Source organism: Rhodonellum sp. (genome assembly GCF_030656585.1).
Classification (GTDB): Bacteria; Bacteroidota; Bacteroidia; order Cytophagales; family Cyclobacteriaceae; genus Rhodonellum; species Rhodonellum psychrophilum.
Genome location: NZ_JAUSPP010000031.1, coordinates 221,771 through 246,088 on the forward strand (window position 1 = coordinate 221,771; position 24,318 = coordinate 246,088).

The window sequence follows — 24,318 nt, forward strand, 5'->3', positions numbered from 1 at the left end:
TCTTTTTTAGAGGTACAAAAATGCTATTTCTTTTTCAATATTCTACCCTTACGGTCAATTAATTAATAGGAGTAGCATTGGACAGAATTGAAGGAATAACTTAGGGTCAACCCTAAAAAATAATACCAATCCTTGTCTCCGTAACTTCCATAATTTATTCCATAAGGGACATTCTGATTGCTTGGATCGGGAAACCTGGGAATATTTGCGTTTTTACTGTCTATTTTATCAAAAAGGTCAGAAAATGTCGCTCTAAACCCCAATTCCATCGCCAAGGTCCATCGGTCGTTTAGCTTGTACTTGATGCCAAGTCCGAAGGGAATGATGGGCGTACCCAAGGAATAATCTCCAGCATTTGGATCGCCTTGATAAGTCTGCCCCTCTCCACTGAAAAAGGAATATCCAAGTCCAAAGAAACCATAGGGAGAATACCTGTATTGGGATTGTGGATGGGTAAAATCCAAGAAATGGTATTCCATTACAGCAGTAGCCTCGAAGACCGACCCCTTAAACCCGGCATTTCGGTAAGCCGCTGCCGCATCTATCGGATTGATACTGTCCGCAGCATTCAATCGTGCGAAAGAAATACCAGCCCTCAAGGACCATACATTGTCAAAATTTCGTCTGCCAAACAACGTTCCTTGAATCCCCAATTGTGATGGGTCCACCTTGCGGATAATATCGCCTGTGTAGGTTGCCCCACCCAAACCAAATCCCAATTCATTTCTTTGCGCTAATAAATCTTCTGATGTAAGCAAACCAATGAGGAGCAGACAGTATGAAGTAGAGAAAATCCTAATTCCGGCTTTTTTCAAGACATTGCAATTTATGAAGTACCAAACGATATAAAAACCCCCCTGGGGATTTGTAGGGTTAATTTTTGTTAAGGAAAGAACTGGTCATTTTAGCCCCTTTTCCATTCTCAACGAACAAAGATCAATAAAATATATGGAATCGTCGACTTGTGGCGTAAACCAGTACAAAAAAGCCTGTTAATTCCTCATGTCAAATCCCCAATTGAGTTTTTGCCTTAGGGTATCGAAGAAATTATAGTCTTCAAATTTTACCAGCTTGGCAGAAAATTCAGCTTTTTTAACATGCAACTTGACGGTCGCATCTATGGGTGTGGACCTCGAGTCCAAAGATATCAGGAACTTTTCGCTTCTTCCCTCGATCCGAAAACTCATTTCGCTTTCATCGGAAACGATAATGGGCCTTACATTCAGGTTGTGTGGGCTTACCGGGGTAATCACAAAATTTCTCGCATTGGGGGAAATCAAAGGGCCGCCGCAACTTAAGGAATATCCGGTGGAACCGGTGGGTGTGGCCACGATCAATCCATCTGCCCAATAACTGTTCAGGTATTTCCCGTCGATATAGGTATGCACGGTAATCATCGAGGAAGTATCCCTTTTGTGAATGGTAAATTCATTTAATCCGAAATTGAGGCCATTGAAAAGTGGGATGTCTGAGCTCACGCTGACCAAAGACCTTGAATCTATGGTGTAAGCGCCATCAAAGAGTTTTTTCATGGCACACTCAATCTCGTTTCTGGCAATGGTGGCCAAAAACCCCAACCTGCCTGTATTGATTCCAACAATGGGAACTTCGATATCCCCAACAAAACACACCGTATCCAGAAGTGTACCATCACCACCTATGGAAATGATGAAATCCATTTCACGAAGTAGTGATTTTGAATGTAGGATTTCACAATCCTCCACCTTTATCGCCAACTTTTTGAGGGAATTCGAAAAATTTTCGGTAAAAAAAATGCGGACTTTCCGCGATTTCAAAATGGCAATCAATTGCTCTATATGGGGGATAAATTCCTTTTGGAAATCTATCCCATGAATGATAATGTTCATTAAAACGCTTGTTAAATATCCAAAAATCGAAGAAGATTCCCTATCCTTTCCTGTTCCCCACTGGTTTCGATTTCTTCATCATAATGATCGATCAATCGATACCCAAAGCGTTCCAAAGTGGCTTTGATGTGTCGCAATTCTGTTTTGTCCAATTTAAGTGTCAATTTGATTTTATGGATATCCAAGGGGTCACTGGAGATAAAACTGCTCAATATCTTGGCGTTTTCTCCTTCTATGATCCTGGAAATTTCGAACATACTGTAGTCCGTCATGTTCATCGACAATACCAACACGGATCCTTGGGACTGAATGGATAGACTATCCGCAAAAGCACTGATGGCATCCTCCAAAGTCACCACCCCCAGATAATGGAGTTCCCGGTCGACGACGGCCACCATATTGGTGTGGTATTCTGAGGCTACCCGCATGACATCATAGATGTGTTTGTCTTGGTAAACAAAGCATCCCAATCCTTCTGGCTCAATTTCGGCAATTCCCATTTCTGGGTTATTGAGGGTGTAGATCAATTCGTCAGTGATCAATCCCTTGAATTGGCCCTGATCTACTACAGGCAAAACGTTTGTCCTGATTTCCTCCATCCATGACAAAGCCATCTTGGCCTTGTCTGTGAATTTCAAGGGAGGGATCAAATTGTTGATAAATTCGTAAGCCTGCATGATTTAAATATATTAAATAGATTCCGTAATATGAAACGGCAAACGGGTAATGGTAGTTTAAAAGATATCCAATCTCACAAAAACAGGAATTGTCCGTACAAAACCAACTTGGACTTCGGGGATTAATTGACCCTTAAAAGGCTTTAACCCGTTTTATGCATAAGGACTCAACGCAATATTGTAATTGACTGACAATCAATTGGACATTGACTGTTTTTGATTTCACCCTATTGGTGTCAGGGATTATTCTCCCAATAGGCTGATTTTCTTTCCGTTTCAATCCCATTTGGAAACCTATTGCATATTTCGGGTTTAATGGACAGCCAATGAGAAAGCTAGTTCAAATCCTGACTTGCTATTTTGTATTGTTTTCAACCCTAGGGTCAAACTTCAAAATAGATTCGATTCTTTACCACTGCCAACCAATTCCCTATAATCTCCCTCCCAAATTGGGTAAGATACGCTTCTGGGTGGAATTGGATCCCAAAAATGGGCAGAGTTCTATGCGATATTGCCATCACTGCCCCACTGTCCGTTTCCAGGAGAATTTCCAATGTGTCGGGAAGATCCTTCAACTCCAGTGAATGGTAGCGCGTCACATCGAATCTTTCGGGAAGATTTTTTAAAAGTACATTTTGGGTTACAATATTCACAGAATGGACTTTGCCATGGACAGGTTCTGATGATTTCACCAAAGAAGCTCCAAAAAACTCCCCTATGGCCTGATGCCCGAGACAAACTCCAAGAACAGGAATCTTAGAGTGGAAATGTTCCAGAATCTGCATGAGATTTCCTGCTTTTGTTGGAGTCTCAGGGCCCGGGGACAATATTAGGCCTTCATAGGATTGGTCAATCAACTCTGAAATTGGAACATCGTTCCTAATAATTTTCAATTCCACACCCATCTGGAGAAAATAGTCTGCCAGAATATGTGAAAACGAATCATAATTATCAATTAACAAGAGCATTGGAAGCGGTATTGACCAGTTCCTGAATCGAGGAAATGGTCTGTTTCACAATTGGGGTATACCCATCCACAAAATTGATGGTCACAGGGGCGAGGGGTTGGATATAGGCATAAAAAATGGACTCCTTGACCCAGGGTTGTGACAATTTGAATTCAAAAGAATTGGCAACCCAAAGAATCAAGCTCAAAGTAAAGCCAGTCTTCAACAAACCCAAAATGGCCCCCCCCACACTGTCCAAGGAACCGAGGATTGTCAAATCCAAGGTTTTCTTGACAACATAAGCCAGGCCTCTGATTGACAGGATCACGGCCAAAAAAATGATCAGGAAGGCTACAAAAGGAAGCATAAAAGTGAGGTTTTCCACCTTTTTTGCCAAAAGTTCAGTCCCCCAATCCATCAGGTGAAAGGCCAAAATGATGGCCACAAAAAAGGCGACAATGGAAATGATACCAACGAAAAGCCCACGCCTATATCCACTATAAGCGCCAATGGCCAAAATCGCCAATATGATATAATCCAGTGTCCCCATCGCTAAATTTTAGCCCAATAATTCTTTCACTTTTTGAGAGATCGCTTTGCCATCGGCCCTACCTGCAAGTGTTTTGCTGGCAAGTCCCATTACTTTCCCCATATCCTTCGGCCCTTGAGCACCCGATTCAGCGATGATCTGCTTCAATTCGGATTCCAATTCTTCTTCAGTCAATTGCTTCGGTAAAAATTCACTGATGATTTCCAGTTCAACCATCTCTACGGAATAGAGATCTTCCCTGTTTTGTTGCTTATAAATATCGGCGGAGTCCCTTCTTTGCTTGGCCGCCTTGGTCAACAATTTCAGCTCGTCTTCTTCAGAAATGGCTTGACTGGCACCTGATTTTGTCTCCTCCAATAAGATAAGCGACTTGATGGAACGAAGCGTCTGTAGTCTTGCCTTGTCTTTGGCCAGCATCGCTTTTTTTATTTCACTTTCTATCGTAAGCTTTAAACTCATTGCCTTGTTGTTTGTATTATAGGTGTAAATTTGTTACAAAATTACCCTTTAATTTAGGAAAATGACTAAGCTGAGTGTAAATATTAACAAGATTGCCACCTTGCGAAATGCACGGGGAGGCAACAATCCCGATGTGGTCAAAGTTGCTTTGGATGCTGAAAGGTTCGGTGCACAGGGCATCACGGTCCATCCAAGACCAGATGAAAGACATATTCGGTACCAGGATGTATTGGATTTGAGTCCTGTACTGACCACAGAGTTCAACATTGAAGGTTATCCCGACAAGCGATTTATGGAAATGATCCGTTCGATAAAACCTGCACAAGCTACCTTGGTCCCTGACCCGCCACATGTGCTGACCTCCAACAATGGCTGGGATACCATCGCCCATCAAAGCATGTTGAGGGACATCGTGGCCGAGCTTCACGAAAGCGGAACGAGGGTCTCTATATTCATCAACCCAGAACCGAAATATTTTGAACCGGCTAAGACCACGGGAACGGACCGCGTGGAATTGTACACGGAACCCTATGCTACCGGATTCCCAATAGACAAACACGCTGCCGTAAAACCCTATATTGAGGTTGCACTTCTGGCGCAGTCGCTCGGTCTTGGCCTGAACGCCGGCCATGATTTGGACCTACACAATCTCAAATTTCTGAAAGAAAGTATCCCCTTTTTGGATGAAGTTTCGATTGGTCACGCATTGATCTGTGACGCGCTTTACTATGGCCTGGAGAATACAATCCAAATGTACCGAAGACAATTAGAATAGGTGTTTGACGGATGGAAGATGTGGAAGAATCCAATTTTAAGCGTTCTCTTCTTTGAGAAAATCCAATCCATTACAACAAGCATCAGAAATTTCAAAAACTTGAAAAATAATGCCGGGCACACAATGATCGACATCTTGGAGATCGGGAAGCCCAAAACAGACATAAAACATGAAACTTAATTTTAAGAAAACAGGAGAGGGAGAACCCTTGATCATTTTACATGGACTTTTTGGATCGGCAGACAATTGGTTTAGCATTGCCCGCGACTTGGGAAAAAGCTACACCCTATACTTGGTGGATCAAAGGAACCATGGAGATTCCCCGCAAAGTGAGGATTGGGATTATGAGGTGATGGCAGAAGACATTGCGGAGTTGATGAAAGATGAGGGATTGGCATCCGCCTACTTGATGGGCCATTCCATGGGAGGAAAAACAGCCATGTTCTTTGCATTGAAATATCCGGAAAAAGTCAGGAAATTGATCGTTGCCGATATTGCCCCACGCCAATACCCTGTTCATCACCAAACCATTTTGGAAGGCTTGAACGCCATCAAATTGGAAGACCTAAAATCGAGGAAAGAAGCAGACGACCTATTGTCCAAATACATTTCCGACTCAGGTATCCGACAATTTCTCCTGAAGAGTTTGGGTCGCGATCAGGACGGGAATTTCATCTGGAAAATCAATCTACCCGTGATCACGGCTAAAATCGAAAATGTCGGAGAAGCCCTTGACTTTGATGGCACCTTTGTTAAATCAACCCTATTTATGGGCGGAGCCAACTCGAATTATATCAACGAGGGAGATAAAGCAGACATTGACCACTTTTTCCCGGATCATAAAATCATTCACCTTAAAAATGCCGGCCATTGGCTACATGCCGAACAACCGGAAGCCGTAATCCAAACCGTAAAGGCATTTCTGGGTTGATGGGAGATTTGCTCCGCTGGACAGGCAATCCCACTGGTTTTAGACGCATGGCCTTGGCTATTATTCTGAATAATCGGCTAATTTTGCACCTGACAAACAATGGCCATAATCTTTTTGGCTTTCAGGAAAACTCAAATCGCTTATGGCGCTCAAAATAGATGTACCGAATGGAGAATAAAGGAAAATTGTATCTCATCCCAAGTATCCTTGCGGAAAATACGTCCGACAAAGTGATCAGTCCACAGATCAAGGAAATTGTCAAAAATACCCATTCCTATCTGGTGGAAGATCTCCGCACGGCCCGCCGCTATATCAGTAGTCTGAAAATGGGTTTGACGATCGAAAATCTTCAGATGGAAATCCTGAACAAAAAAACCAGACCTGGTGAATTGCCTTTGTTGATGAAACCACTCTTTGAAGGGATGGACATGGGGATCATTTCGGAGGCAGGTTGCCCGGGAATCGCGGATCCTGGATCCATAGCCGTGGCCTATGCACATGAAAAGGGAATTCAGGTGGTGCCGCTTTCAGGACCAAGCTCGATGTTTTTGGCTTTGATGGGCTCAGGGTTCAATGGCCAGTCTTTTTCATTTCATGGCTACTTGCCGATCGATAAAAAAGACAAGGTAGCTGCAATCAAAAGACTGGAGGCAGAATCCAGCCAGCATAATCGGACCCAGATTTTCATGGAAACTCCATTCCGAAACAATCCACTTTTGGAGGATCTCAAAAACACCCTTCATCCGGAAACAAAACTCTGCATAGCCAAAAACCTTACCGGAAGCGACGAACTGATCCAAACCAAAAAAATATCCGAGTGGAAGAAAACCAATTTGGACCTCCACAAGATTCCTACTGTATTTGTGATCTATTCAGGGAATTAGATTTATCCGGAAGAATCACCATTCAAACAGATACAGCTCAAAAGGCAAAGTGGGTGTTGTCTTTCGAAAAAAAACAAACTTAGGGGTTGACCAAAACCCGATAAGAATCATAGGTGATCATGACGTCCGTGACATAAGAAACGGCAATATGCCCTTTGGCAAATCCACTTCGGACAATCGGGTCCCTGTAGAACTTCGGGTCGGATTTCAGGCTGAGGTAATGGGCTACGTTGTTCCACGTCTGTGTGTTTTTCCCATATTTCCGGGTCAATTTCCACGCATCTTCCACATGGCCATGCCCTATATTGTAAGAGGCAAGTATAAATTTGATCCGCTCGTTTGTTTCCGGGACCCGTTCTCTCCAGAATTTATCCAGATATCTCAAAAAGTTGACACCACCCATCAGACTTTCCATCGGATCATTCGGATTTTCCACGCCGAAGCGCTCCAAGGTAACTGGCATCAATTGGAGCAATCCAACAGCCCCGGCATAGGAGGTCGCCGTGGTGTCAAACCTGGATTCCTTGTACACCAATGAGGCCAGCAATCTCCAATCCCAGCCCAATGTTTCGGCCCCTTTTTTGATCAGATCATCATATTCGGAGATCTTGTTTCCTGCCAAGGAAGAGAAGGGACTGTTGTTTCGGAAATAACTGTTTTTTGAATTCAGAAAATATTTCTGGTACAGGATATCAAAGTTGGAAGACTTGTTGTTTTGATCGATCCATTCATTTATTGCCCTTTCCAGCTCAGGCGAATTTTTCCTAATGGCCCAGGCCACTTCGGAAGCTTCACTGATTTCGAGGCTTACATCCAGTTCATCATGGTAGGTTGCATTGACGAGTGCCACATTTTTGTCCACAACGGTAAAATCAATTTCATTTTGGAGAACCTTATCAATCAATGACTCCTCGTCTTCCGAAGCCTCAATGATCGAGAATGAAAGTGCATTTGGATTTTCCAGCGCACAAAGTTGAGATTTATAAACCGATCCTTTCTGAACATGAATGACCCTCTCAGCCAAATCCTCAATCCTATCGATTTTATTTTTACGTCTATTTTGTACCAAAACCGTACTCATCTCACCAAGTCCCTTGGTGAATTTCATAAGTTTGAGTCTCTCCTCCGTTTTTTCAAGGTTCATGGCAATGATGTCCGCTTTCCCTTCATTGAGAGAAATGAAAGCCTCTTCGATATCCGATTTGACAATGAGGTGCAGGCGAACGCCCAATTCCTTGGCCAGATTCCGAAGCATCTCAAACTCATAGCCCATTCTTCTGCCCCTGTAGATATAATAACTCGTGGATGAATTGTCCACAATCGCCCGAATAAACCCTCTCTTTTTGATGGCATCCAAATCCAAGAGAACCGAATTTTCAACGGGATCCTTTTTCGCTTCCCTTTCAAAAAAAGTACATTGAACCCCAAAAATGGCGAAAATCAAAAAAATTGTTATGACTGTTACTGGTTTTTTCATTCGATAAAAGCCTTATTTGACAGGCATGGTGGACATAAAAACGCATTTTAGCAAAAAATATACCAAAATTAAATTTGTAAAAAAATAAAATCCAAGGAAAAAAATTCAAAACGAATCTCTTTCCTTGGATTTCACCAAATTTAATTCTTTTACAGCTGTTTAATTGGAAGGATTGTATTCCTCGTAACTGTCCTGAAAATAAATTTTTCCAGAAAGGCGCATGAGTTCGATTTCCTGTTCCTTGATATTGAAAATGGAGGTGATCAATCTGTTTTCAGCGGTAAGAAGGTTGACCTGTGCATCCCTGAATTCAAGGTAATTGGCAATCCCCAGCCTGAACCTTTCCAGTGCAATGTCAGCACTCTCCAAGGCCACTTGATAGTTTTTGCGCTCAATCTCCAAAAGGTTTTTGTTGTTGATATAGGTGTTGTAGGCTCTATAGATATCCGAATTCAATTGGATTTCGTATTGCTGAAGCGCATGTTCCGCATTTTGTTTTTGAACCTTGGCGCCCTGAATCCTTCTATTGAGCGTAAATCCACTGAAGAGATTCAGATTGACATTCACACCATAATTGTATCCTTGTCGCTGGTTTTGCAACAAGAAACCCGCCTCAGAATTGAAGGTGTTGTTGATGTAGTTACCCGTAAGATTAATAGATGGCAAGCGTTGGGCCTGAAATTCCTTCAACTGAAGGAAGGCCACATTTTCCAATCTTTGGGTCACCAGAAACAATTTGTTGTTGGTATAGGCATTTTCAAGCAAATCCTCCAACAATAGGTGTTCTTGAATGAGAATGGTATCCTTGACCATAAATTCCCTGTCTGGTGTGATGGCCAGCAATTCATTTAGGTTGATGCGTGCATTTTGGATGATTTGCTCCTGACTCACGGTAAGCGAAAGGTCAGTATTATAATCCACCTGTGCGGTAAGGAAATCCCTTTTTCCTGCCCCTCCCAATTCATATCGCGCTTGCGCGATATCCAAGCGCGACTTGGAAAGCTCCAAGGTCTTTTGAAGAACATCATTTCGCTGCAATTCCAAGACCAAGCGATAGTAGGCGGAGGAAATTCCAGCAACGGTGTTTTCTATTGCAATTTTGGCGTCCAATTCACTGATCTCTGCCAATTTCCCCAACCTTCTGATGGAGACGATCGATTCCGGGTTAAATCCGTAGATCCCTGCAATGGTGAAATTTTCAGTATCAGATTTTGCTCCCAGAATCTGATTGGGTTCTGGATTGGTGGCAAACTGCTGTTCAACATCTTCCTTGCTATAGTTATGGGTATAAAGTGCATTGACCACGGGCAAGAAGAATGTGCCGAAACCAATTTTCTTTTCAATTTCAGCCAAGGCAGCATTGTTGATGGCGATTTTCACATCATAATTCTTTTCCAAACCGATCTGAACGGCTTTTTCCAAGTCCAAGACTTCAGTCTCTTGGGCCATCAGCATTTGTCCCCCTTGAATCAAAAGGGCAAGGAATAATATCGTTTTTTTCATTAGACTCTGGCTAATCTTCCCTTTTTGGAGGTTAAATAAGTATAAATGGCAGGGATGACAAATAGGGTCAAAACGGTTGAAAATGCCAATCCACCGATTACTGCGACTCCCATGGGCACCCTGCTTTCCGCTCCTGCGCCCAATGCGAGCGCGATGGGGAGAATCCCCAAAATGGTGGATAAACTGGTCATTAGAATTGGTCTGAACCTCGCCCCTGCCGCACCTACAATCGCTTCTTCCACAGACATTCCCTGTGCTTTTCTTTGGTTGGCAAATTCGACGATCAGGATTCCGTTTTTGGTCACCAGACCGATCAGCATGATAATTCCAATCTGACTGAAAATATTCAGGGTAAAATCAAATATCCACAAAGAAAACAAGGCCCCGAACAAAGCCAAGGGTACCGTGAACATAATGGTCAATGGATCCAAGAAACTCTCAAACTGTGCTGAAAGGACCAAATAAATCAAGATCAAAGCAAATAGAAACGCGAAAACCAAACTGTTTGAACTTTCCCGATACTCTTTGGAAAGTCCCGCCAACTCAGTCGAGAAAGATTCATCCAGTACCTCCGCGGCGATTTTATCCATTTCATCCAAACCGGCACCGATGGTATAGCCTGGCGCAAGACCTGCTGATACCGTTGCACTTACGAAACGGTTGTACCGATACAATTGCGGCGGCGTGCTATTTTCCCGGATGGTGACAAGATTGTCCAATTGAACCAATTCTCCATTTTCAGCCCTTACATAGAGCATTCTCAAATTGATCGGTTCATTCCTGTCCTGAAGATTCATCTCCCCGACGACCTGATACTGTTTGCCATTCATGATGAAATAAGCAAAACGTTGTCCCGAGTAAGACAATTGCAATGTTCTCGCAATTTCCTGAACAGAGATCCCGATGTTTCTTGCCTTCTCCCGATCAATTTCAATCTCAATTTCCGGCTTTGTGAATTTCAGGTTGATATCTGAAAAACTAAAAACAGGGTTTTCTCCCACTTTCTCCATGAAAGTAGGGATAACCTCTTTCAATTTATCCAAGGTGGGTGCCTGCAGTACATATTGAACCGGCAGTCCTCCCCTACGATCCCCAATGGATTGGGGTTGGGTAGCAAATGCCCGAACAGCGGTAAAATCCTTCAACTTAACCGAAACTTGATCGAATATTTCCTGTTGGCTTCTTTCCCTTTGTTGCGCATCTTTCAGAATGACCCTCAAGAATCCGGAATTGGTACTCGCCGTTCCAAAACCTGGAGAAGTCACTGTAATAATCCCTTCTCTTTCCTCAGGCGGAATCATTTCCAAAAACTCCTGGGTCATGTTGTCCAGAACATTGTCCATAAATCCGAAAGTGGCACCTTCCGGTCCTGTAAGATTCAATCGGAATTCACCTCTGTCTTCCACTGGAGCCAGTTCTGTTGGGATAATGGAAACCAATTGATAGATTCCAAAACCCATCACCAAAATGATCACGAATGCTGACCAACGTACTTTCATGAAACTGTTTAGGGCCGATTCATATTTTTCGTTCAGCCAAAGAAATCCAGGCTCGGTCTTGTTGTAAAACCAATTCTGCTTTTCCCTTTTCTTCAATAAAAAAGTGCTGAGCATAGGGGTCATCGTCAAAGCCACGAAGGAGGAAATAATCACCGAACCTGCGACGACAATCCCAAATTCCCTAAAGAGCCTTCCGGTAGTACCCGTTAAAAATATCACCGGAAGAAATACCGCCGCAAGTGCGATCGTTGTGGCAATTACCGCAAAGAATATTTCCTCGGATCCTTTCTCTGCTGCACTGGCTGGGTTTTCACCTTTTTCAATTCTGGTGTAAATATTTTCCAACACTACAATGGCATCATCCACTACCAAACCAATCGACAGCACGATCCCCAAAAGGGTGAGTACATTGATGGAAAAATCCATCAAATACATGATAAAAAACACGCCAATCAGGGAAATCGGGATTGTCAATACCGGAATAAAGGTAGTCCTCCAATCCCTCAAAAACAGAAATATGATCAGCACCACCAGGACAAAAGCCAGAAGAATGGTTTCTTGCACCTCACTGATGGAACTCCTGATATAATTGGTCGAATCAAAACCGATATCCAACTTCACATCTGCTGGAATATCTTTTTTGATCATTTCCAGCCTTTTGTAAAACTCGTCGACGATCTCAATGTTATTGGAACCAGGCAAAGGAACCAAAACCACACCGACCATGGGTACACCGTCTCGCTTCAATACGGTCCTTTCATTCAGGGCTGCCAATTCCGCCTTTCCGATATCCTGGAATCGGACGATATTGTTTTGATCTTCCTTGATGATCAGGTCATTGAATTCCTGTGGGGTACTCAATCTACTTTTGGTCCGAACGGAGAGTTCTATCGCCGAGCCTTCAATCCTTCCGGAAGGCAGCTCAACATTTTCACTTTGTACCTTGTTGAGTACATCCAAAGGTGTAATTCCATAGGAGGCCATTCGAAGGGGGTCCATTCTCAAGCGGATGGCATATCTTTTTTCCCCCCAGATTTGAACCGTACTTACTCCCGGGATGGTCTGTAATCTTTCTTTGAATATATTGTTGGCGATATCGGAAATCTCCAGAAGGCTTCTTTCGTTGCTTTGGACATTCAAAAAGACAATGGGCTGAGAGTCAGCATCTGCCTTGGACACCACAGGAGGCTCTGTATCCGGCGGTAAATTTCTTTGTGCGCCGGACACTTTGTCCCTGACATCATTCGCTGCTGCTTCAAGGTCGGCTCCCACATCAAATTCCACCGTAATGTTACTGGTCCCGTCGTTACTGGTGGAGGTAAGGGATTTGATCCCGGCGATTCCATTGATCGCTTCCTCTAAGGGTTCCGTAATCTGGGCTTCTATGACATCGGCATTGGCACCGACATAAGTTGTCCTTACATTGATAATCGGAGGATCTACGCTTGGGAATTCCCTTATCCCCAGAAAGCTAATCCCGATGATTCCAAACAACAAGATAGTCAGCGACATGACAATCGCCAATACTGGCCTTCGGATACTTATCGTTGATAAACTTGACATGATTAATTGATTTTAGTGTAATTGACAGGCATCCCTGCTCTTACTTGCAATACTCCAGTGGTCAAGACAAGATCACCTTCCCGTACCCCCTCTACAATCTGCACCGAACTCTCGGTCCGTGTTCCTATGGTAATCTCTCTTGATTCCACTTTATTCTCAGGGCCAACTACGTATACTTTGTAGCCATTTAGCTCAGGAATAATGGCTTCTGCTGGCACCATAAAGGCATTCTCCTCTATTCCCAAAACGAACCTGATTCTCACGAACATCCCCGGCAAAAATTTTCGCTCTTTATTGGGGCTTTGTGCACGCAACTTAAGGGTTCTGGTCGCGGGATCAATATTTGGCTCGAAGGCATAGACAACGCCCTCTACTTCCACTCCTCCGACTTCATTGGAGAAGAAAATCTTGGAGTTTAACTTCACTGAATTGGCATAGCGCTCCGGGATGGAAAACTCAATTTTAATGGGATCGATGTTGATGATACTCGCGATCACATCTGAAGTACCGATGACACTCCCTTCAGAGATTTGTCTCAATCCCAATACCCCATCAAACGGCGCTCTTATGACTGTCTTATTTAACTGCGCCTGGATCAATCTAAGGTCTGCAAGGTTGGTATTGAATTGATTCAGTACAATATCGTATTCTTCCTGACTGATCGCTTCTCTTTGCAACAATTGTTTTTGCCTGTTTTCTTGGCTTTCAAAAAGTTTTTTGGTGAATTCCAATCGGTCATATTGCGCGGAAAGTTCATCGTCATTCAAATAAATGAGAGGCGTTCCTTTTTTAACAAATTGACCCTCTTTGAAGGCTACGCGCTTTACCAAACCTGAGATTTCAGGGCGAAGGCTTACCGATTCGTTTGGAAGTATCGTTCCGGTTATATTAAGGTTATTCTCCAAACTTTCCTTTTTCACCTCCACCACTTTTACGGGAAGTGCTCCTGCTTTTACTTGAGAGCTTGAAGCTGTTTGGGAAGAGGTATTGCTTTCTCCTGTAAATTTATCGAGTCTGGGGTAAAGAAAAATAATGGCTACCACGAGCACAATGGCAATAATCAAAATGGTTTTCGTTTGCTTTTTCATCCGAAGGTTTCAAATAAATTTATTAGGGTTGATTTTGTTCTCTGATAAACTGAAGTGACAATTGATTGAACTCCTCAGGTTGCTCCACATTGACTACGTGTCCGCAGGCTTTGACAATTTTCAAGAAGGAAAGTTTATGCTCCATGACGATTTTTTTTACCGGTTCCAAAAACATAAGGTCTTCATCCCCCATGATATATAGCGTGGGTATGGACATGTCCTTTTCCTTGAAATATTTCAAGAGCGGATTGATATCCTTGGTCAATTTAAACCAGCGGATAAATTCTTTCTGACAAAGTCTTTTGGCTTCCCTGATAAAGAGGTTTCTAGACTCGGAATGGTGCCTTCTAGGTAGAATCACCCAAGCAAACAGACTGTACAACCACATATAAGGTAGAATGCTTTTAAAGGCATTTCCCAGAAAAACCAAAAGTCTAGAGCTAAGATTGAGCCGGGTAATCGCTCCCGCCATAATCAAGGATTTCACCCTATCAGGCTCCATCTCTGCCAGCTGCCTTGCCAAAACCGTCCCTAAAGAAACCCCCATGATATGTGCGGGAGGCAACTTGAGATGATCCAGTACTTCAATGATATCGGTCGTGACCGCAGGAAAGGTATAGGCCTCATCCCAAAGGTTTTTGATTGAATTTGCGGATTTTCCATGGCCCCTCAGATCAATCAAAAGCAGATTGAACTCTTCCCGAAACTCCCTGATCTGCTTGTACCAGATAGAAGAGGAACCTCCAGCTCCATGTATGAATACCACCCACTCCTTGCTGGAGGGGTGTTCGTACATTTTATAATATAACATTGCCTTTTTCATTGGTGGTTCGGCTATAACAGTGGAGAAGGAAATAAGGTTACCAAATGCAAATTTAAAAGTAATCCATGTCTGAAAAAAACAAATTAAACACAGATGGCTGCGCTGGGCGATCAGTGGTGTTTATGTGTAAAGTACAGAATGGAAAGGAAGGTCTGTTTCATAGGAGCCCATTTCCCTTTGTGTTCAATTGTTTGCTTATTGGTATTTAAAAAAAAAAGGCCACTCAAAAGAGTGTCCTTTTTTTTTTAAATAATTATTTTATTAGAAAATATATCTCAAACCAACTTGCATGCTCCAAGTCGTTCCAAAACCAGATGCATTTTGGAACGGAGTATTCGGCAATTGGTTGGAAACTCTAACCATGTTGAAGGCAGGTGTTGCACTAACTGAGCCTGATCTTGACAACAATCTTTGAGCATTATTCAGATTTTCCTGAATTCCCCATTCGTTATTCAAGAGATTTCCAAAGTTCACAATGTCAAGGGAAAGTTGAAGTGTATTTCTTCTTGCACCGATATTGGTATAAATATCCTGAAGTACCCTGACGTCAAACCTGTTCAACCAAGGAGACAAGAAAGCATTTCTAGGGACGTATTCGCCTCTGTATTTTTCCAAACCGTTGGCAGAAACAAATGCATCAAATGCATCTCTTTGCTCCTGTGCTGTGAAAACCACATTGCCACTTTGAACGATGTTCACAAAGTTCAAATCATTTGAATTTCTTGGAAGGTAAAGAAGATCAGCATTGATGCCATCACCGTTCAGGTCGTTTCCATATACATAAGAGAATCTTCCTTGGTGCGATCCATTAAAAAACACACCAAAGGTAGTTGCAAAATGGTTTGCATACTCGATCCTGTAGTTCATGCTTGCAATGACCCTGTGCGGCAATGCAAAGTTGGAAATATTCAACATCTGATCATTTGGACTATTGATCGTTGGGCTTCCACCCCATGCAGAGTTGGCGGAAGAACCTGCGTTTGCAGAAACTTCTTGTGCCTCAGAGTAAGTGTAGAACACCGATCCAGAGAATCCTCTGAAATCAGGAACGGTCAGTCCTACTGTAGCACTCAATGCATATCCTTTGACGCTTGTGTTTGTCAAAATAGTTGCATTATTGGCTCCCATCACTGGATTGTAAGTAGCAGATGCCCCTTGGACCAATTCTCTTGTATCACCAGCATCACCTGGTTCTCCACTGGATCCATAATTCATTCTGAGGTTAGATACCGCCCTGTTTGCACCATATTGGAATACGGCATTGATATCTCTTGTATAAAGGAGATCAGTGGTCAAAACAAAAGGTGTGTTTGGTAATTTATAATCCGCACCCAAACTGGATCTCCATACCATTGGCATTCTGAAATCTTGGTCCACTAGGGCGAAAGATCCCGGAGCTCCGCCAGCTGGGCTGGAGATGAATACATTTTCACCACCAGCAGGAGGGTTTTTCACATAATGGTATCTGTCTGGGTTAAAAGTGATATTACCTATCCAAGGAGCAACTTGCGCATAACTTCCTGGCTCGATTGTATTTTGCAAAACACCTGAAGCAGTTGGCATATTCGTCAACCATACAAATGGTACTCTACCAGAGAATACACCAGTTCCTCCTCTAAGGACTAAGCTTCTGTCACCGTTCACGTCAAAGTTGAAACCAGCTCTTGGGGAAACCATCAACCTAGATTTTGGCCATGTGCCAGAATCGTAATTGGTTGGCATTCCAAATTGATTTTGGAGAGTGATTGCATTAATAGATGGATTTGGAGTCAATTCATTCAAATAAAGTGGCAACTCAGCTCTTACACCGAAAGTAACAGCCAATCTGTCATTGACACTGTATCTATCCTGAACATACATAGAAGCCAATCCAAAATTCACCCTTGAATATGTCTCTTGACCTGCATATGGATAAGTCAAGGCAAAAGTGATAGGAGCAACTTCATTTGGTGTTCCTGTGGTCAAGAAATCCTCCACGGAAGCGTATCTGTAATAAGAAGTCCCCGCTCTTGTAAAACTGTTACCAAAATTTTGTACTTCGAAAGCCACTCCACCAGTGATGGTATGTTTGCCTTCTACATAAGTCAAATTGTTGATGATCGAGTAGTTGTTGTTGATGACATCGTTGTTGAATGTGAACAATTCAGTACCAAAACTCATATAATTGGCATCACCATTCCCTCTGCCTGCATCCCAAATATCCACAAATGGAAATATTTGATCAGATGGTGAGGTTCTTTTGTCCTGGATTCTGGAATAAGTGGCCAACAACTGGTTGGAAACTTTCGGAGAAATGTAACTGTTCAATTCAGCGGTTACTGATCTTACAGAGTTTTCAAACCCATAGTTACCATTTTCAAAGGTCATGGAATTTTCAGAAACCCTGTTGAAAGGGGATCTTGGAGACGGACCTGAATTGCCGTTTGCCAATTGGTTTGAGATACCGACTACTTGGTTGTATCTCACAGCAAGTTTATTCTTTTCGTTGATGTTCCAATCCACTCTTGCCAAAAACTTGGTATTGAATTGTTTGGCCTCTGAAGCGTATCCTTCGTATCTTCCTGGATCGTAATCCCAAACGTTGAGCAAGTGATTTCTCACTGATTCCAATTCTGGTCTTGTTACCCTTGAAATATTGTTTTGGGCATCAGCAACACCATCTGCGGAAGGTCTCCAAAGGTTGGTTCCACTAGCATTTGCTCCGGTTTGCTCTTCTCTTTCCGCATTCACGAAAAAGAACAATTTATTTTTGATGATCGGACCACCTAATCTAAAGCCGAAGTTTTGAGTGCCGGCATCCACTCTTTCAATTTCATTGTCACCAATTCTTCTTCCCTGAAGATCTTGGTTTTTGGTGAAATAATAGGCGGAACCTTGAATCGTGTTCGTTCCTGATTTTGTTACCGCATTGATACCTGCTCCAGTAAATCCAGATTGGGTGACATCAAAGGGTGCGATGTTAACCGTGATTTCCTCGATCGCATCCAAAGAGATCGGTTGTGCATTTCCACCTGGCAGTGGATTTCCACTCAATCCAAATGCGTTGTTGAAGTTTGCACCATCTATTTGAAGGTTATTGTATCTGGCGTCTCTACCGGCAAATGAAGTTCCATTTGCTTGAGGAGTCAATCTTGTAAATTCAGTAACACTTCTGTTGATTTGAGGAAGTGCATTGAGCTGCTCTTTACCAATGTTGGTGGCAGTACCCGTTCTATTCGAATTAAAATCAGAAGAAGACGTGGCAGTGATGATCACTTCATTCAAATCCGTACTTCCATCACTCAATACAGCATTCAAAGCATAAGGCTCACCAAGTCTTAGGCTAATTCCCGTGAAAGATTGGGTTTGGTAACCGATAAAACTCACTTGAATGGTATAAGGACCACCAATTCTTAAATTTGGTAGCGTAAACCTTCCATTGATGTTGGAAACAGCACCGTATCTAGTACCGGACGGCTCATGGATTGCCACGACATTCGCTCCAGGAAGTGTTTCTCCTGAAGAATCGGTAACAAGTCCTTGAACGGAACTTGTTGTAACTTGTGCCATCACGGTATTCGCTGCGAAAAACAGCATCACCACCGCAAATAGACCTTTTAGTAAAGTTTGCCTCATAATTTTTGATTTTTGTGGAATTTGAATAATGGATTTAATTCTGTTTTGGTTTTCCGAGTACAAATGTAGAAGAGAAAACCTAGTTTTTATTTTTCTAAATGTTAAGTTTTAACATTTATTCACAATATTACTTAACAATTCCTTAACATTAAATAGCAAAGGAAATTTTCTTTTTTTCCATTATTTTACATTTATCATGGTTTTGAGTCTCGTTTTTTCGCTTTATTTTGAAATTAAGTTCTGAGGTCATTTCAAATGTTAACAAATCTTTAAGAAAATGTTAATCCGAAACTTTACGCCGTTTTACAGATACAAATGGGTGGATTCTGTATATATTTAACACAAAAAATTAGTAACGGATGAAAAATAAAAATATCCTTTGGCTGTATTTGTTCCTGATTATTGGGGTTTTGGATCTTTTTTTTACGGCTCAGGGAGATTCCGACCTCAGGATTTATTCCAAGCCACTCATTATCTTAAGTTTATTTATGTATTTTTTTCAGATCAGCAAAGTGATCGAAGGCACAATTTTAAGAAAGTCCATGCTTTCGGCACTTTTCTTTTCTTGGCTGGGAGACATTCTATTGCTTTTCCCGAATCTGTTTCTGTATGGTCTTGGCGCTTTTCTAATGGCCCATATTTGTTTGATCATCGGATTTAAAATCAGCCAAAACAAACCTTTCGAAATCGGGAAGGTCAATTTTATCAAGCTCTTTCTGTACAATCTTCCCATATACATCTCCGCGGCTTTTGTCTATTACCTGATCCAGCCCAATCTTCACGAGATGAAAATCCCCGTCATCATCTATGTTTTGGTGATCGTAATGATGGTCACTACGGCCAGGGAAAGATACCATAAAACCATACCCGAGAGTTTCTGGCAGGTATTTATCGGTGGCTTGTTTTTTATGATTTCCGACGGCATTTTGGCCCTGAATCTTTTTTTCAAACCCTTCCCAGAGTCAGGCGTCCTTGTGATGGGTACCTATATCGTCGCCCAACTGCTGATCGTGATGGGGATAAGAAGCCATTATTTATCCGTAAAGGCATGAGCGATTTTATATGGATTCCCTAAAATCCAACGGGCATTCATAAAGAGATGGGAAGAATAAGCTTCTGTTTATAAAAAAATGATGCTGCTCTAGAAAAATTGACCCCATTCCAATAATGTTCCCAGTTTTAAAAAAACAAGGTTTATTCATTAAAAAACTTCCTGAAAAAGCCAAATCTTCCTTCCTGATAAAAAAATTATCCGCCTACCCATGCTCCTCTTTGAAAAGAAAACTGGATAGGCGGATATAATAGAGATACTTAGTTTTTTGTCAAATCTACCTTGATGGCAAGCTCCTTTAACTGCTGCTCAGAGATTGTACTCGGCGAATCGATCATCACATCTCTTCCAGAATTGTTCTTTGGAAAGGCGATATAATCCCTAATTGAATCCGAGCCACCAAAGATGGCACAGAGTCTATCGAATCCGAAAGCGATTCCTCCATGTGGAGGCGCTCCATATTCGAAAGCTTCCATCAAAAACCCAAACTGCTTTTGCGCTTCCTCATCGGAAAAGCCTAGGTGCTTGAACATCAATTGCTGCGTGGCACGATCGTGAATCCTGATGGATCCACCGCCGATTTCCACCCCATTGATGACCAAATCGTAGGCATTTGCCCTGACCGCTCCCGGATCGGTTTCCAACATGGGAATGTCCTCTTTCTTGGGAGACGTAAAGGGGTGATGCATGGCATGAAACCTTTGGCTTTCTTCGTCCCACTCCAAAAGTGGGAAATCGACTACCCAAAGTGGTTTGAAAACATTTCGGTCTCTCAATCCCAATTCTTCACCCATTTTCAATCTCAACTCAGACATCTGCTTGCGGGTGGACTTCTCTTCGCCACTCAAGACCAAGATCAAATCTCCCGGAACTGCACCGGTTTTTTCTGCCCAGGATTTCAAGTCCTCTTGGCCGTAAAATTTATCCACGGAGGATTTGAACGTTCCGTCCAGATTGCATTTCACGTAGACTAGTCCTTTTGCACCGATTTGTGGACGTTTCACCCATTCGGTCAGCGCATCGATTTGCTTGCGGGTATATTCCCCGGCACCTCCAGCAGCAATACCAAGCACCAATTCGGCTTGGTCAAAAATCGGAAAACCATTGCCTTGGGCAACTGCATTCAGGTTGGCAAATTTCATATCAAACCTCAAATCCGGCTTGTCGTTTCCATAGGATTCCATGGCTTCGGCATAAGTCATCATTTTGACTTCTTCCAACTCTACGCCCTTCACATTTTTGAACAAATGCTTGGTCAATCCTTCGAATGTATTTAAGATGTCCTCTTGGCTCACAAAAGACATTTCGCAATCAATCTGGGTGAATTCCGGCTGCCGATCGGCTCTCAAATCTTCATCCCGAAAGCATTTTACAATTTGAAAATACCTGTCAAATCCACTGACCATCAGCAATTGCTTAAAAGTCTGAGGGGATTGGGGAAGGGCATAAAACTCGCCTGGGTTGATTCGGCTTGGAACCACAAAATCCCTCGCTCCCTCGGGAGTGGATTTGATCAATACCGGAGTTTCTACCTCGATGAAGTCTTCACCGTCCATGTATTTTCGAGTCTCCTGCATCATCCGGTGTCGGAGTTGGAGTTTTTCCCGAACCACATTTCTTCTCAAATCAAGGTAACGGTACCGCATCCTCAACTCATCGCCTCCATCCGTCTCATCCTCAATGATAAAAGGTGGGACTTTGGCGGCATTCAAAACCTCTAAAAAATCGGCTTTGATTTCTATCTCACCGGTCGGCATTTTTGGGTTTTTGGAAGTTCTCTCAATGACCCTTCCTTTGACATGGATGACAAATTCACGGCCAAGGGAAGCGGCTTTTTCCAAAAGGGATTTTTCCGAAGAATCTTCTTCAAAAATCAATTGGGTCAGCCCATATCGATCCCTTAAATCCACCCAAATCAAGCCTCCTTTATTTCTGACGCGCTGAACCCATCCTGCTAGGGTTACTTCTTTGTTTACATCTGTCAGGCGTAATTCTCCGCAAGTATGAGTTCTAAGCATGGTTGAATCTTCTGTTTTTTAAAGTGGACAAAGATAGGCAAACAGACTTTAGTATTCTAAAATGAAACAAAATATTCCGTATAAACTTCGAGAAAAATCAATAAAAAGGGGAAGAAAATATTGATTTTACAATGCTTCCGAAAAAAATTAGCTAAACAATAAAACCACTGATTATACTATTTTACAGCATGAAATCGTTTTTAAAAAATAGTGATGATACTTATTAAAAGGATTTAGTCAGACTTTAATTTGGAATTTGACCGAAATTTAAATTCCTTTGATCCAATTGAACCCAATTATTGAAAGAAAATGAACAAAAAATGGTTAGGAGTGGGCTTTTTACTGTTGGCCTTGGGGAATGGGATTTATCTCCATTCGAATCAAAATAAGGCGCTGCTGGCAGAGGAAGAACTTCATTCCTCCCTCAATGTCGAGGTAGAAATGAAGGAGGATTTGATGCTTTATGGGATCAATGTCAACGAATTAGACATCGTAGAAGGCGTTGTCGGTAAAAATGCTACTTTATCCACTATTCTCGCACCATTCAATATTCCTTACCAGATCATTGATGAAATCGCCAAAAAATCCAAGGATATTTTTGACGTCAGAAAAATCGCCCTCAACAAGAAGTTCACCGTATTGACACCTAAGGATTCCTCCAAAGCCCAGTTTTTTATCTACGAACCCAACCCTGCTGAATATGTCGTTTTTAAATTGGATGATGTAGAAGTTTATAAAGAAGAAAAACCTGTTGAATTGAGAAAGATTGAGATTGGCGGAACGATTTCCAGCAATCTTTATGTGAACATGACGGAGGTCGGCATAACGCCGGATATGGTTGATCAATTTGCGGATCTGTACGGTTGGGCAGTTGATTTCCAAAGACTTCAAAAAGGCGACAAATTCAAAATCGTCTATGAGCAAAAGTTGGTTGAAGACCAGATAATTGGGAATGGAAATATTGAATTGGCCTTTTTTGAACACAATGGAGAGTCCTATCCCGCCATCCCTTTTGAACAAGACGGGGAAGTGAACTTCTTTGACCAAGACGGAAATAGTTTCAAAAAAGCTTTCCTAAGAGATCCTCTGAAATTCACCAGAATCAGCTCCAGATACAATCTGAAAAGATTCCACCCTGTCCAAAAAAGATACAAAGCCCACCTTGGAACCGATTATGCAGCACCAACGGGCACAGAAATCCGATCAGTAGGTGACGGAACAGTCCTTGAGGCGCGATATACAAGCGCAAATGGAAATTATGTCAAAATCAAACACAACGGTACATACACCACCCAATACCTGCACATGTCCAAAATTGCTTCAGGAATGAAGCCTGGCTCCAAGATAAGACAGGGACAAGTGATCGGTTTTGTCGGAAGTACAGGTTTGGCCACTGGACCGCATTTGTGTTTTAGGTTTTGGAAAAATGGGAAACAAGAAGATTGGCTTCAGGAAAAAATTCCACCCTCCAATCCCATTTCCAAAGAAAACAAAATGGCTTTTGACCAAGTCAAAATGGAAAAACTCAATCAACTGGCAGCAATTACTTTCACTGAAAGCCCTGAAAAATTGGTTGCTACTACCAAACCAGGAGTGAAGTCATCCCGCTAAAACCACTTTCCATTTACCGGAAATCCTTTTTTGGGAGAAATAAAGAACCCCAAGGAAAACTCGTGTGAATTGTCCCGATAATTGTTGATTTCACTCAGGTTGTGGTCATAGGCGTAGCCTATTCTCAATTTTTCCGTGGCAAATATTTCAGTGAGAAATGCGATTGCTTTTCTTTGATTTAGATTTCCCTGAAGATTTTCTTCTTTCATTTTCAGGTTGGAGCGATAAGATGCGCCGATCCACAATCTTTCCATAAAAAGAAACATCGTATTCAAATCATAATTGGTAGGGATTCCTTTCACCTCTTTGATCAAAAAAGAAGGCTTGAACTGAACATTTTCAGATAAAGGAATCAAAGCTCCGGCGGTCAGAAAAAAATGAAAGCTGTGATAAGCCAAGGCAATGTCTTCCCTTTCCAATGCTTTTTTGCCTACCATATTGAAAGTGCTGAAACCTGCAAAGAATCGATTGCTGTTGAAAAAAAGCCCTGCATTCATATTGGGGGTGAATATATTTGTTCTTCCCTGTGGCAAATCAGGATCATCAGCATCACCTGGCATCAACAAATCTCCATCAAGGACATATTCGGATGCCCCTCCACTGACGCCAAGGGACAAAAAAGATTCTTGCCCAATCCGAATGCGGTAAGCATAAGTGAGCATTGCCGTGGTAGTTCCTGTGGGACCAATTTGGTCCGAGACCAGTGAAAACCCAAAACCCATCAATCCTTCTTTTGCACTGAGGTCCGCAACAACCGAAAAAGTTTTTGGCGCTCCTGGAAAAGTCACCCATTGGCTTCGATATGTGGACTGTACAAAAGCTTGTCCCTTATACCCTGCATATCCAGGGTTTACTTGTAAGTTGTTGAAAACGTATTGGCTAAATTGAGGCAGCTGTTGGCCGAAGGTTGTACTTGTGAAAAACATCCCCCCCGAAAGGATCATTCCCAAGATCCTAAGCGTATTTTTCATTTCCCTTT

Annotated in this window: 19 protein-coding genes; 5 read left to right on the forward strand and 14 right to left on the reverse strand. The window is 42.3% G+C overall.

Annotation, left to right across the window (positions count from 1 at the left end):
* Nucleotides 1–62: 62 nt before the first annotated feature.
* The 6 genes from Q7J63_RS07970 to Q7J63_RS07995 all read right to left on the reverse strand — a co-directional run bounded on the left by Q7J63_RS07970 (nt 63) and on the right by Q7J63_RS07995 (nt 4,501).
* On the reverse strand, nt 63–815 hold the full coding sequence (locus Q7J63_RS07970; protein WP_304885242.1) for a DUF6089 family protein: 753 nt from the start codon (nt 813–815) through the stop codon (nt 63–65).
* Between the two features lie 177 nt (nt 816–992).
* Entirely contained in the window at nt 993–1,868 is an 876-nt protein-coding gene (locus Q7J63_RS07975) for an NAD kinase (RefSeq protein WP_304885244.1), read from the reverse strand.
* Nucleotides 1,869–1,879: 11 nt separating this feature from the next.
* Nucleotides 1,880–2,545, reverse strand: a complete 666-nt coding sequence (locus Q7J63_RS07980; RefSeq protein WP_304885246.1) for a CBS domain-containing protein — start codon at nt 2,543–2,545, stop codon at nt 1,880–1,882.
* A gap of 383 nt (nt 2,546–2,928) precedes the next feature.
* Nucleotides 2,929–3,513 (reverse strand): aminodeoxychorismate/anthranilate synthase component II, encoded by a 585-nt coding sequence (locus tag Q7J63_RS07985; protein ID WP_304885248.1) that lies wholly within the window; start codon nt 3,511–3,513, stop codon nt 2,929–2,931.
* Nucleotides 3,497–4,042 (reverse strand): CvpA family protein, encoded by a 546-nt coding sequence (locus Q7J63_RS07990; protein WP_304885250.1) that lies wholly within the window; start codon nt 4,040–4,042, stop codon nt 3,497–3,499. Before Q7J63_RS07990 ends, Q7J63_RS07985 begins: the two co-directional genes overlap by 17 nt.
* Nucleotides 4,043–4,051: 9 nt before the next feature.
* Nucleotides 4,052–4,501 carry a GatB/YqeY domain-containing protein gene (locus Q7J63_RS07995; RefSeq protein ID WP_019596176.1) on the reverse strand — a complete coding sequence of 150 codons (450 nt, stop codon included), beginning with the start codon at nt 4,499–4,501 and terminating at the stop codon, nt 4,052–4,054.
* Nucleotides 4,502–4,562: 61 nt separating this feature from the next.
* Here Q7J63_RS07995 and Q7J63_RS08000 point away from each other — a divergent pair, with 61 nt between their 5' ends.
* The 3 genes from Q7J63_RS08000 to Q7J63_RS08010 all read left to right on the forward strand — a co-directional run bounded on the left by Q7J63_RS08000 (nt 4,563) and on the right by Q7J63_RS08010 (nt 7,091).
* A complete protein-coding gene (locus Q7J63_RS08000) occupies nt 4,563–5,276 on the forward strand; it encodes a pyridoxine 5'-phosphate synthase (RefSeq protein ID WP_304885252.1) in 714 nt (237 codons plus the stop codon).
* 169 nt (nt 5,277–5,445) lie between these two features.
* Nucleotides 5,446–6,207, forward strand: a complete 762-nt coding sequence (locus Q7J63_RS08005) for an alpha/beta fold hydrolase (RefSeq protein ID WP_304885254.1) — start codon at nt 5,446–5,448, stop codon at nt 6,205–6,207.
* Nucleotides 6,208–6,365: 158 nt separating this feature from the next.
* A complete protein-coding gene (locus Q7J63_RS08010) occupies nt 6,366–7,091 on the forward strand; it encodes an SAM-dependent methyltransferase (protein WP_019596173.1) in 726 nt (241 codons plus the stop codon).
* Between the two features lie 79 nt (nt 7,092–7,170).
* Here the strand turns inward: Q7J63_RS08010 and Q7J63_RS08015 are convergent, their stop codons facing one another.
* The 6 genes from Q7J63_RS08015 to Q7J63_RS08040 form a co-directional block, all read right to left on the reverse strand.
* Nucleotides 7,171–8,568: a transporter substrate-binding domain-containing protein gene (locus Q7J63_RS08015; protein ID WP_304885256.1), complete on the reverse strand. Its 1,398-nt coding sequence runs from the start codon at nt 8,566–8,568 to the stop codon at nt 7,171–7,173.
* A 159-nt stretch (nt 8,569–8,727) separates the two neighbouring features.
* The gene (locus tag Q7J63_RS08020; protein ID WP_019596171.1) at nt 8,728–10,071 is read right to left on the reverse strand and encodes a TolC family protein; all 1,344 of its coding nucleotides are present in this window, start codon (nt 10,069–10,071) and stop codon (nt 8,728–8,730) included.
* Entirely contained in the window at nt 10,071–13,133 is a 3,063-nt protein-coding gene (locus Q7J63_RS08025) for an efflux RND transporter permease subunit (RefSeq protein ID WP_304885259.1), read from the reverse strand. The genes Q7J63_RS08020 and Q7J63_RS08025 overlap by 1 nt, the downstream gene beginning before the upstream one ends.
* Nucleotides 13,134–13,135: 2 nt before the next feature.
* A complete protein-coding gene (locus Q7J63_RS08030; protein ID WP_304885261.1) occupies nt 13,136–14,221 on the reverse strand; it encodes an efflux RND transporter periplasmic adaptor subunit in 1,086 nt (361 codons plus the stop codon).
* Between the two features lie 22 nt (nt 14,222–14,243).
* On the reverse strand, nt 14,244–15,032 hold the full coding sequence (locus tag Q7J63_RS08035) for an alpha/beta fold hydrolase (RefSeq protein ID WP_304885263.1): 789 nt from the start codon (nt 15,030–15,032) through the stop codon (nt 14,244–14,246).
* Nucleotides 15,033–15,305: 273 nt separating this feature from the next.
* Entirely contained in the window at nt 15,306–18,659 is a 3,354-nt protein-coding gene (locus Q7J63_RS08040; RefSeq protein WP_304885265.1) for a TonB-dependent receptor, read from the reverse strand.
* A 359-nt stretch (nt 18,660–19,018) separates the two neighbouring features.
* On the opposite strand from Q7J63_RS08040, the gene Q7J63_RS08045 reads away from it, so the two are divergent.
* On the forward strand, nt 19,019–19,711 hold the full coding sequence (locus tag Q7J63_RS08045; protein WP_304885267.1) for a lysoplasmalogenase: 693 nt from the start codon (nt 19,019–19,021) through the stop codon (nt 19,709–19,711).
* Nucleotides 19,712–19,970: 259 nt separating this feature from the next.
* On the opposite strand, the gene aspS is transcribed toward Q7J63_RS08045, so the two are convergent.
* Complete coding sequence (aspS, locus tag Q7J63_RS08050) at nt 19,971–21,728, reverse strand: aspartate--tRNA ligase (RefSeq protein WP_019596164.1); 1,758 nt, start codon at nt 21,726–21,728, stop codon at nt 19,971–19,973.
* A 309-nt stretch (nt 21,729–22,037) separates the two neighbouring features.
* Between aspS and Q7J63_RS08055 the strand changes: the two genes are divergently transcribed.
* Nucleotides 22,038–23,339, forward strand: a complete 1,302-nt coding sequence (locus tag Q7J63_RS08055; protein WP_304885269.1) for a peptidoglycan DD-metalloendopeptidase family protein — start codon at nt 22,038–22,040, stop codon at nt 23,337–23,339.
* On the opposite strand, the gene Q7J63_RS08060 is transcribed toward Q7J63_RS08055, so the two are convergent.
* Nucleotides 23,336–24,310 (reverse strand): type IX secretion system membrane protein PorP/SprF, encoded by a 975-nt coding sequence (locus tag Q7J63_RS08060; protein ID WP_304885270.1) that lies wholly within the window; start codon nt 24,308–24,310, stop codon nt 23,336–23,338. The two genes, Q7J63_RS08055 and Q7J63_RS08060, sit on opposite strands and share 4 nt — an antisense overlap.
* Between the last annotated feature and the right edge of the window lie 8 nt (nt 24,311–24,318).

What these genes read in the sequence shown, in the direction of transcription:
- Q7J63_RS07995 (WP_019596176.1), bottom strand. Translation starts at nt 4,501, where the DNA reads ATGAGTTTAAAGCTTACGATAGAAAGTGAAATAAAAAAAGCGATGCTG.
- Q7J63_RS08040 (WP_304885265.1), bottom strand. Translation starts at nt 18,659, where the DNA reads ATGAGGCAAACTTTACTAAAAGGTCTATTTGCGGTGGTGATGCTGTTT.
- Q7J63_RS08020 (WP_019596171.1), bottom strand. Translation starts at nt 10,071, where the DNA reads ATGAAAAAAACGATATTATTCCTTGCCCTTTTGATTCAAGGGGGACAA.
- Q7J63_RS08055 (WP_304885269.1), top strand. Translation starts at nt 22,038, where the DNA reads ATGAACAAAAAATGGTTAGGAGTGGGCTTTTTACTGTTGGCCTTGGGG.
- Q7J63_RS08015 (WP_304885256.1), bottom strand. Translation starts at nt 8,568, where the DNA reads ATGAAAAAACCAGTAACAGTCATAACAATTTTTTTGATTTTCGCCATT.
- Q7J63_RS08060 (WP_304885270.1), bottom strand. Translation starts at nt 24,310, where the DNA reads ATGAAAAATACGCTTAGGATCTTGGGAATGATCCTTTCGGGGGGGATG.
- Q7J63_RS08005 (WP_304885254.1), top strand. Translation starts at nt 5,446, where the DNA reads ATGAAACTTAATTTTAAGAAAACAGGAGAGGGAGAACCCTTGATCATT.
- Q7J63_RS07980 (WP_304885246.1), bottom strand. Translation starts at nt 2,545, where the DNA reads ATGCAGGCTTACGAATTTATCAACAATTTGATCCCTCCCTTGAAATTC.
- Q7J63_RS07990 (WP_304885250.1), bottom strand. Translation starts at nt 4,042, where the DNA reads ATGGGGACACTGGATTATATCATATTGGCGATTTTGGCCATTGGCGCT.
- Q7J63_RS08010 (WP_019596173.1), top strand. Translation starts at nt 6,366, where the DNA reads ATGTACCGAATGGAGAATAAAGGAAAATTGTATCTCATCCCAAGTATC.
- Q7J63_RS08000 (WP_304885252.1), top strand. Translation starts at nt 4,563, where the DNA reads ATGACTAAGCTGAGTGTAAATATTAACAAGATTGCCACCTTGCGAAAT.
- Q7J63_RS07975 (WP_304885244.1), bottom strand. Translation starts at nt 1,868, where the DNA reads ATGAACATTATCATTCATGGGATAGATTTCCAAAAGGAATTTATCCCC.
- Q7J63_RS08035 (WP_304885263.1), bottom strand. Translation starts at nt 15,032, where the DNA reads ATGTTATATTATAAAATGTACGAACACCCCTCCAGCAAGGAGTGGGTG.
- Q7J63_RS07985 (WP_304885248.1), bottom strand. Translation starts at nt 3,513, where the DNA reads ATGCTCTTGTTAATTGATAATTATGATTCGTTTTCACATATTCTGGCA.
- aspS (WP_019596164.1), bottom strand. Translation starts at nt 21,728, where the DNA reads ATGCTTAGAACTCATACTTGCGGAGAATTACGCCTGACAGATGTAAAC.
- Q7J63_RS08045 (WP_304885267.1), top strand. Translation starts at nt 19,019, where the DNA reads ATGAAAAATAAAAATATCCTTTGGCTGTATTTGTTCCTGATTATTGGG.
- Q7J63_RS08025 (WP_304885259.1), bottom strand. Translation starts at nt 13,133, where the DNA reads ATGTCAAGTTTATCAACGATAAGTATCCGAAGGCCAGTATTGGCGATT.
- Q7J63_RS08030 (WP_304885261.1), bottom strand. Translation starts at nt 14,221, where the DNA reads ATGAAAAAGCAAACGAAAACCATTTTGATTATTGCCATTGTGCTCGTG.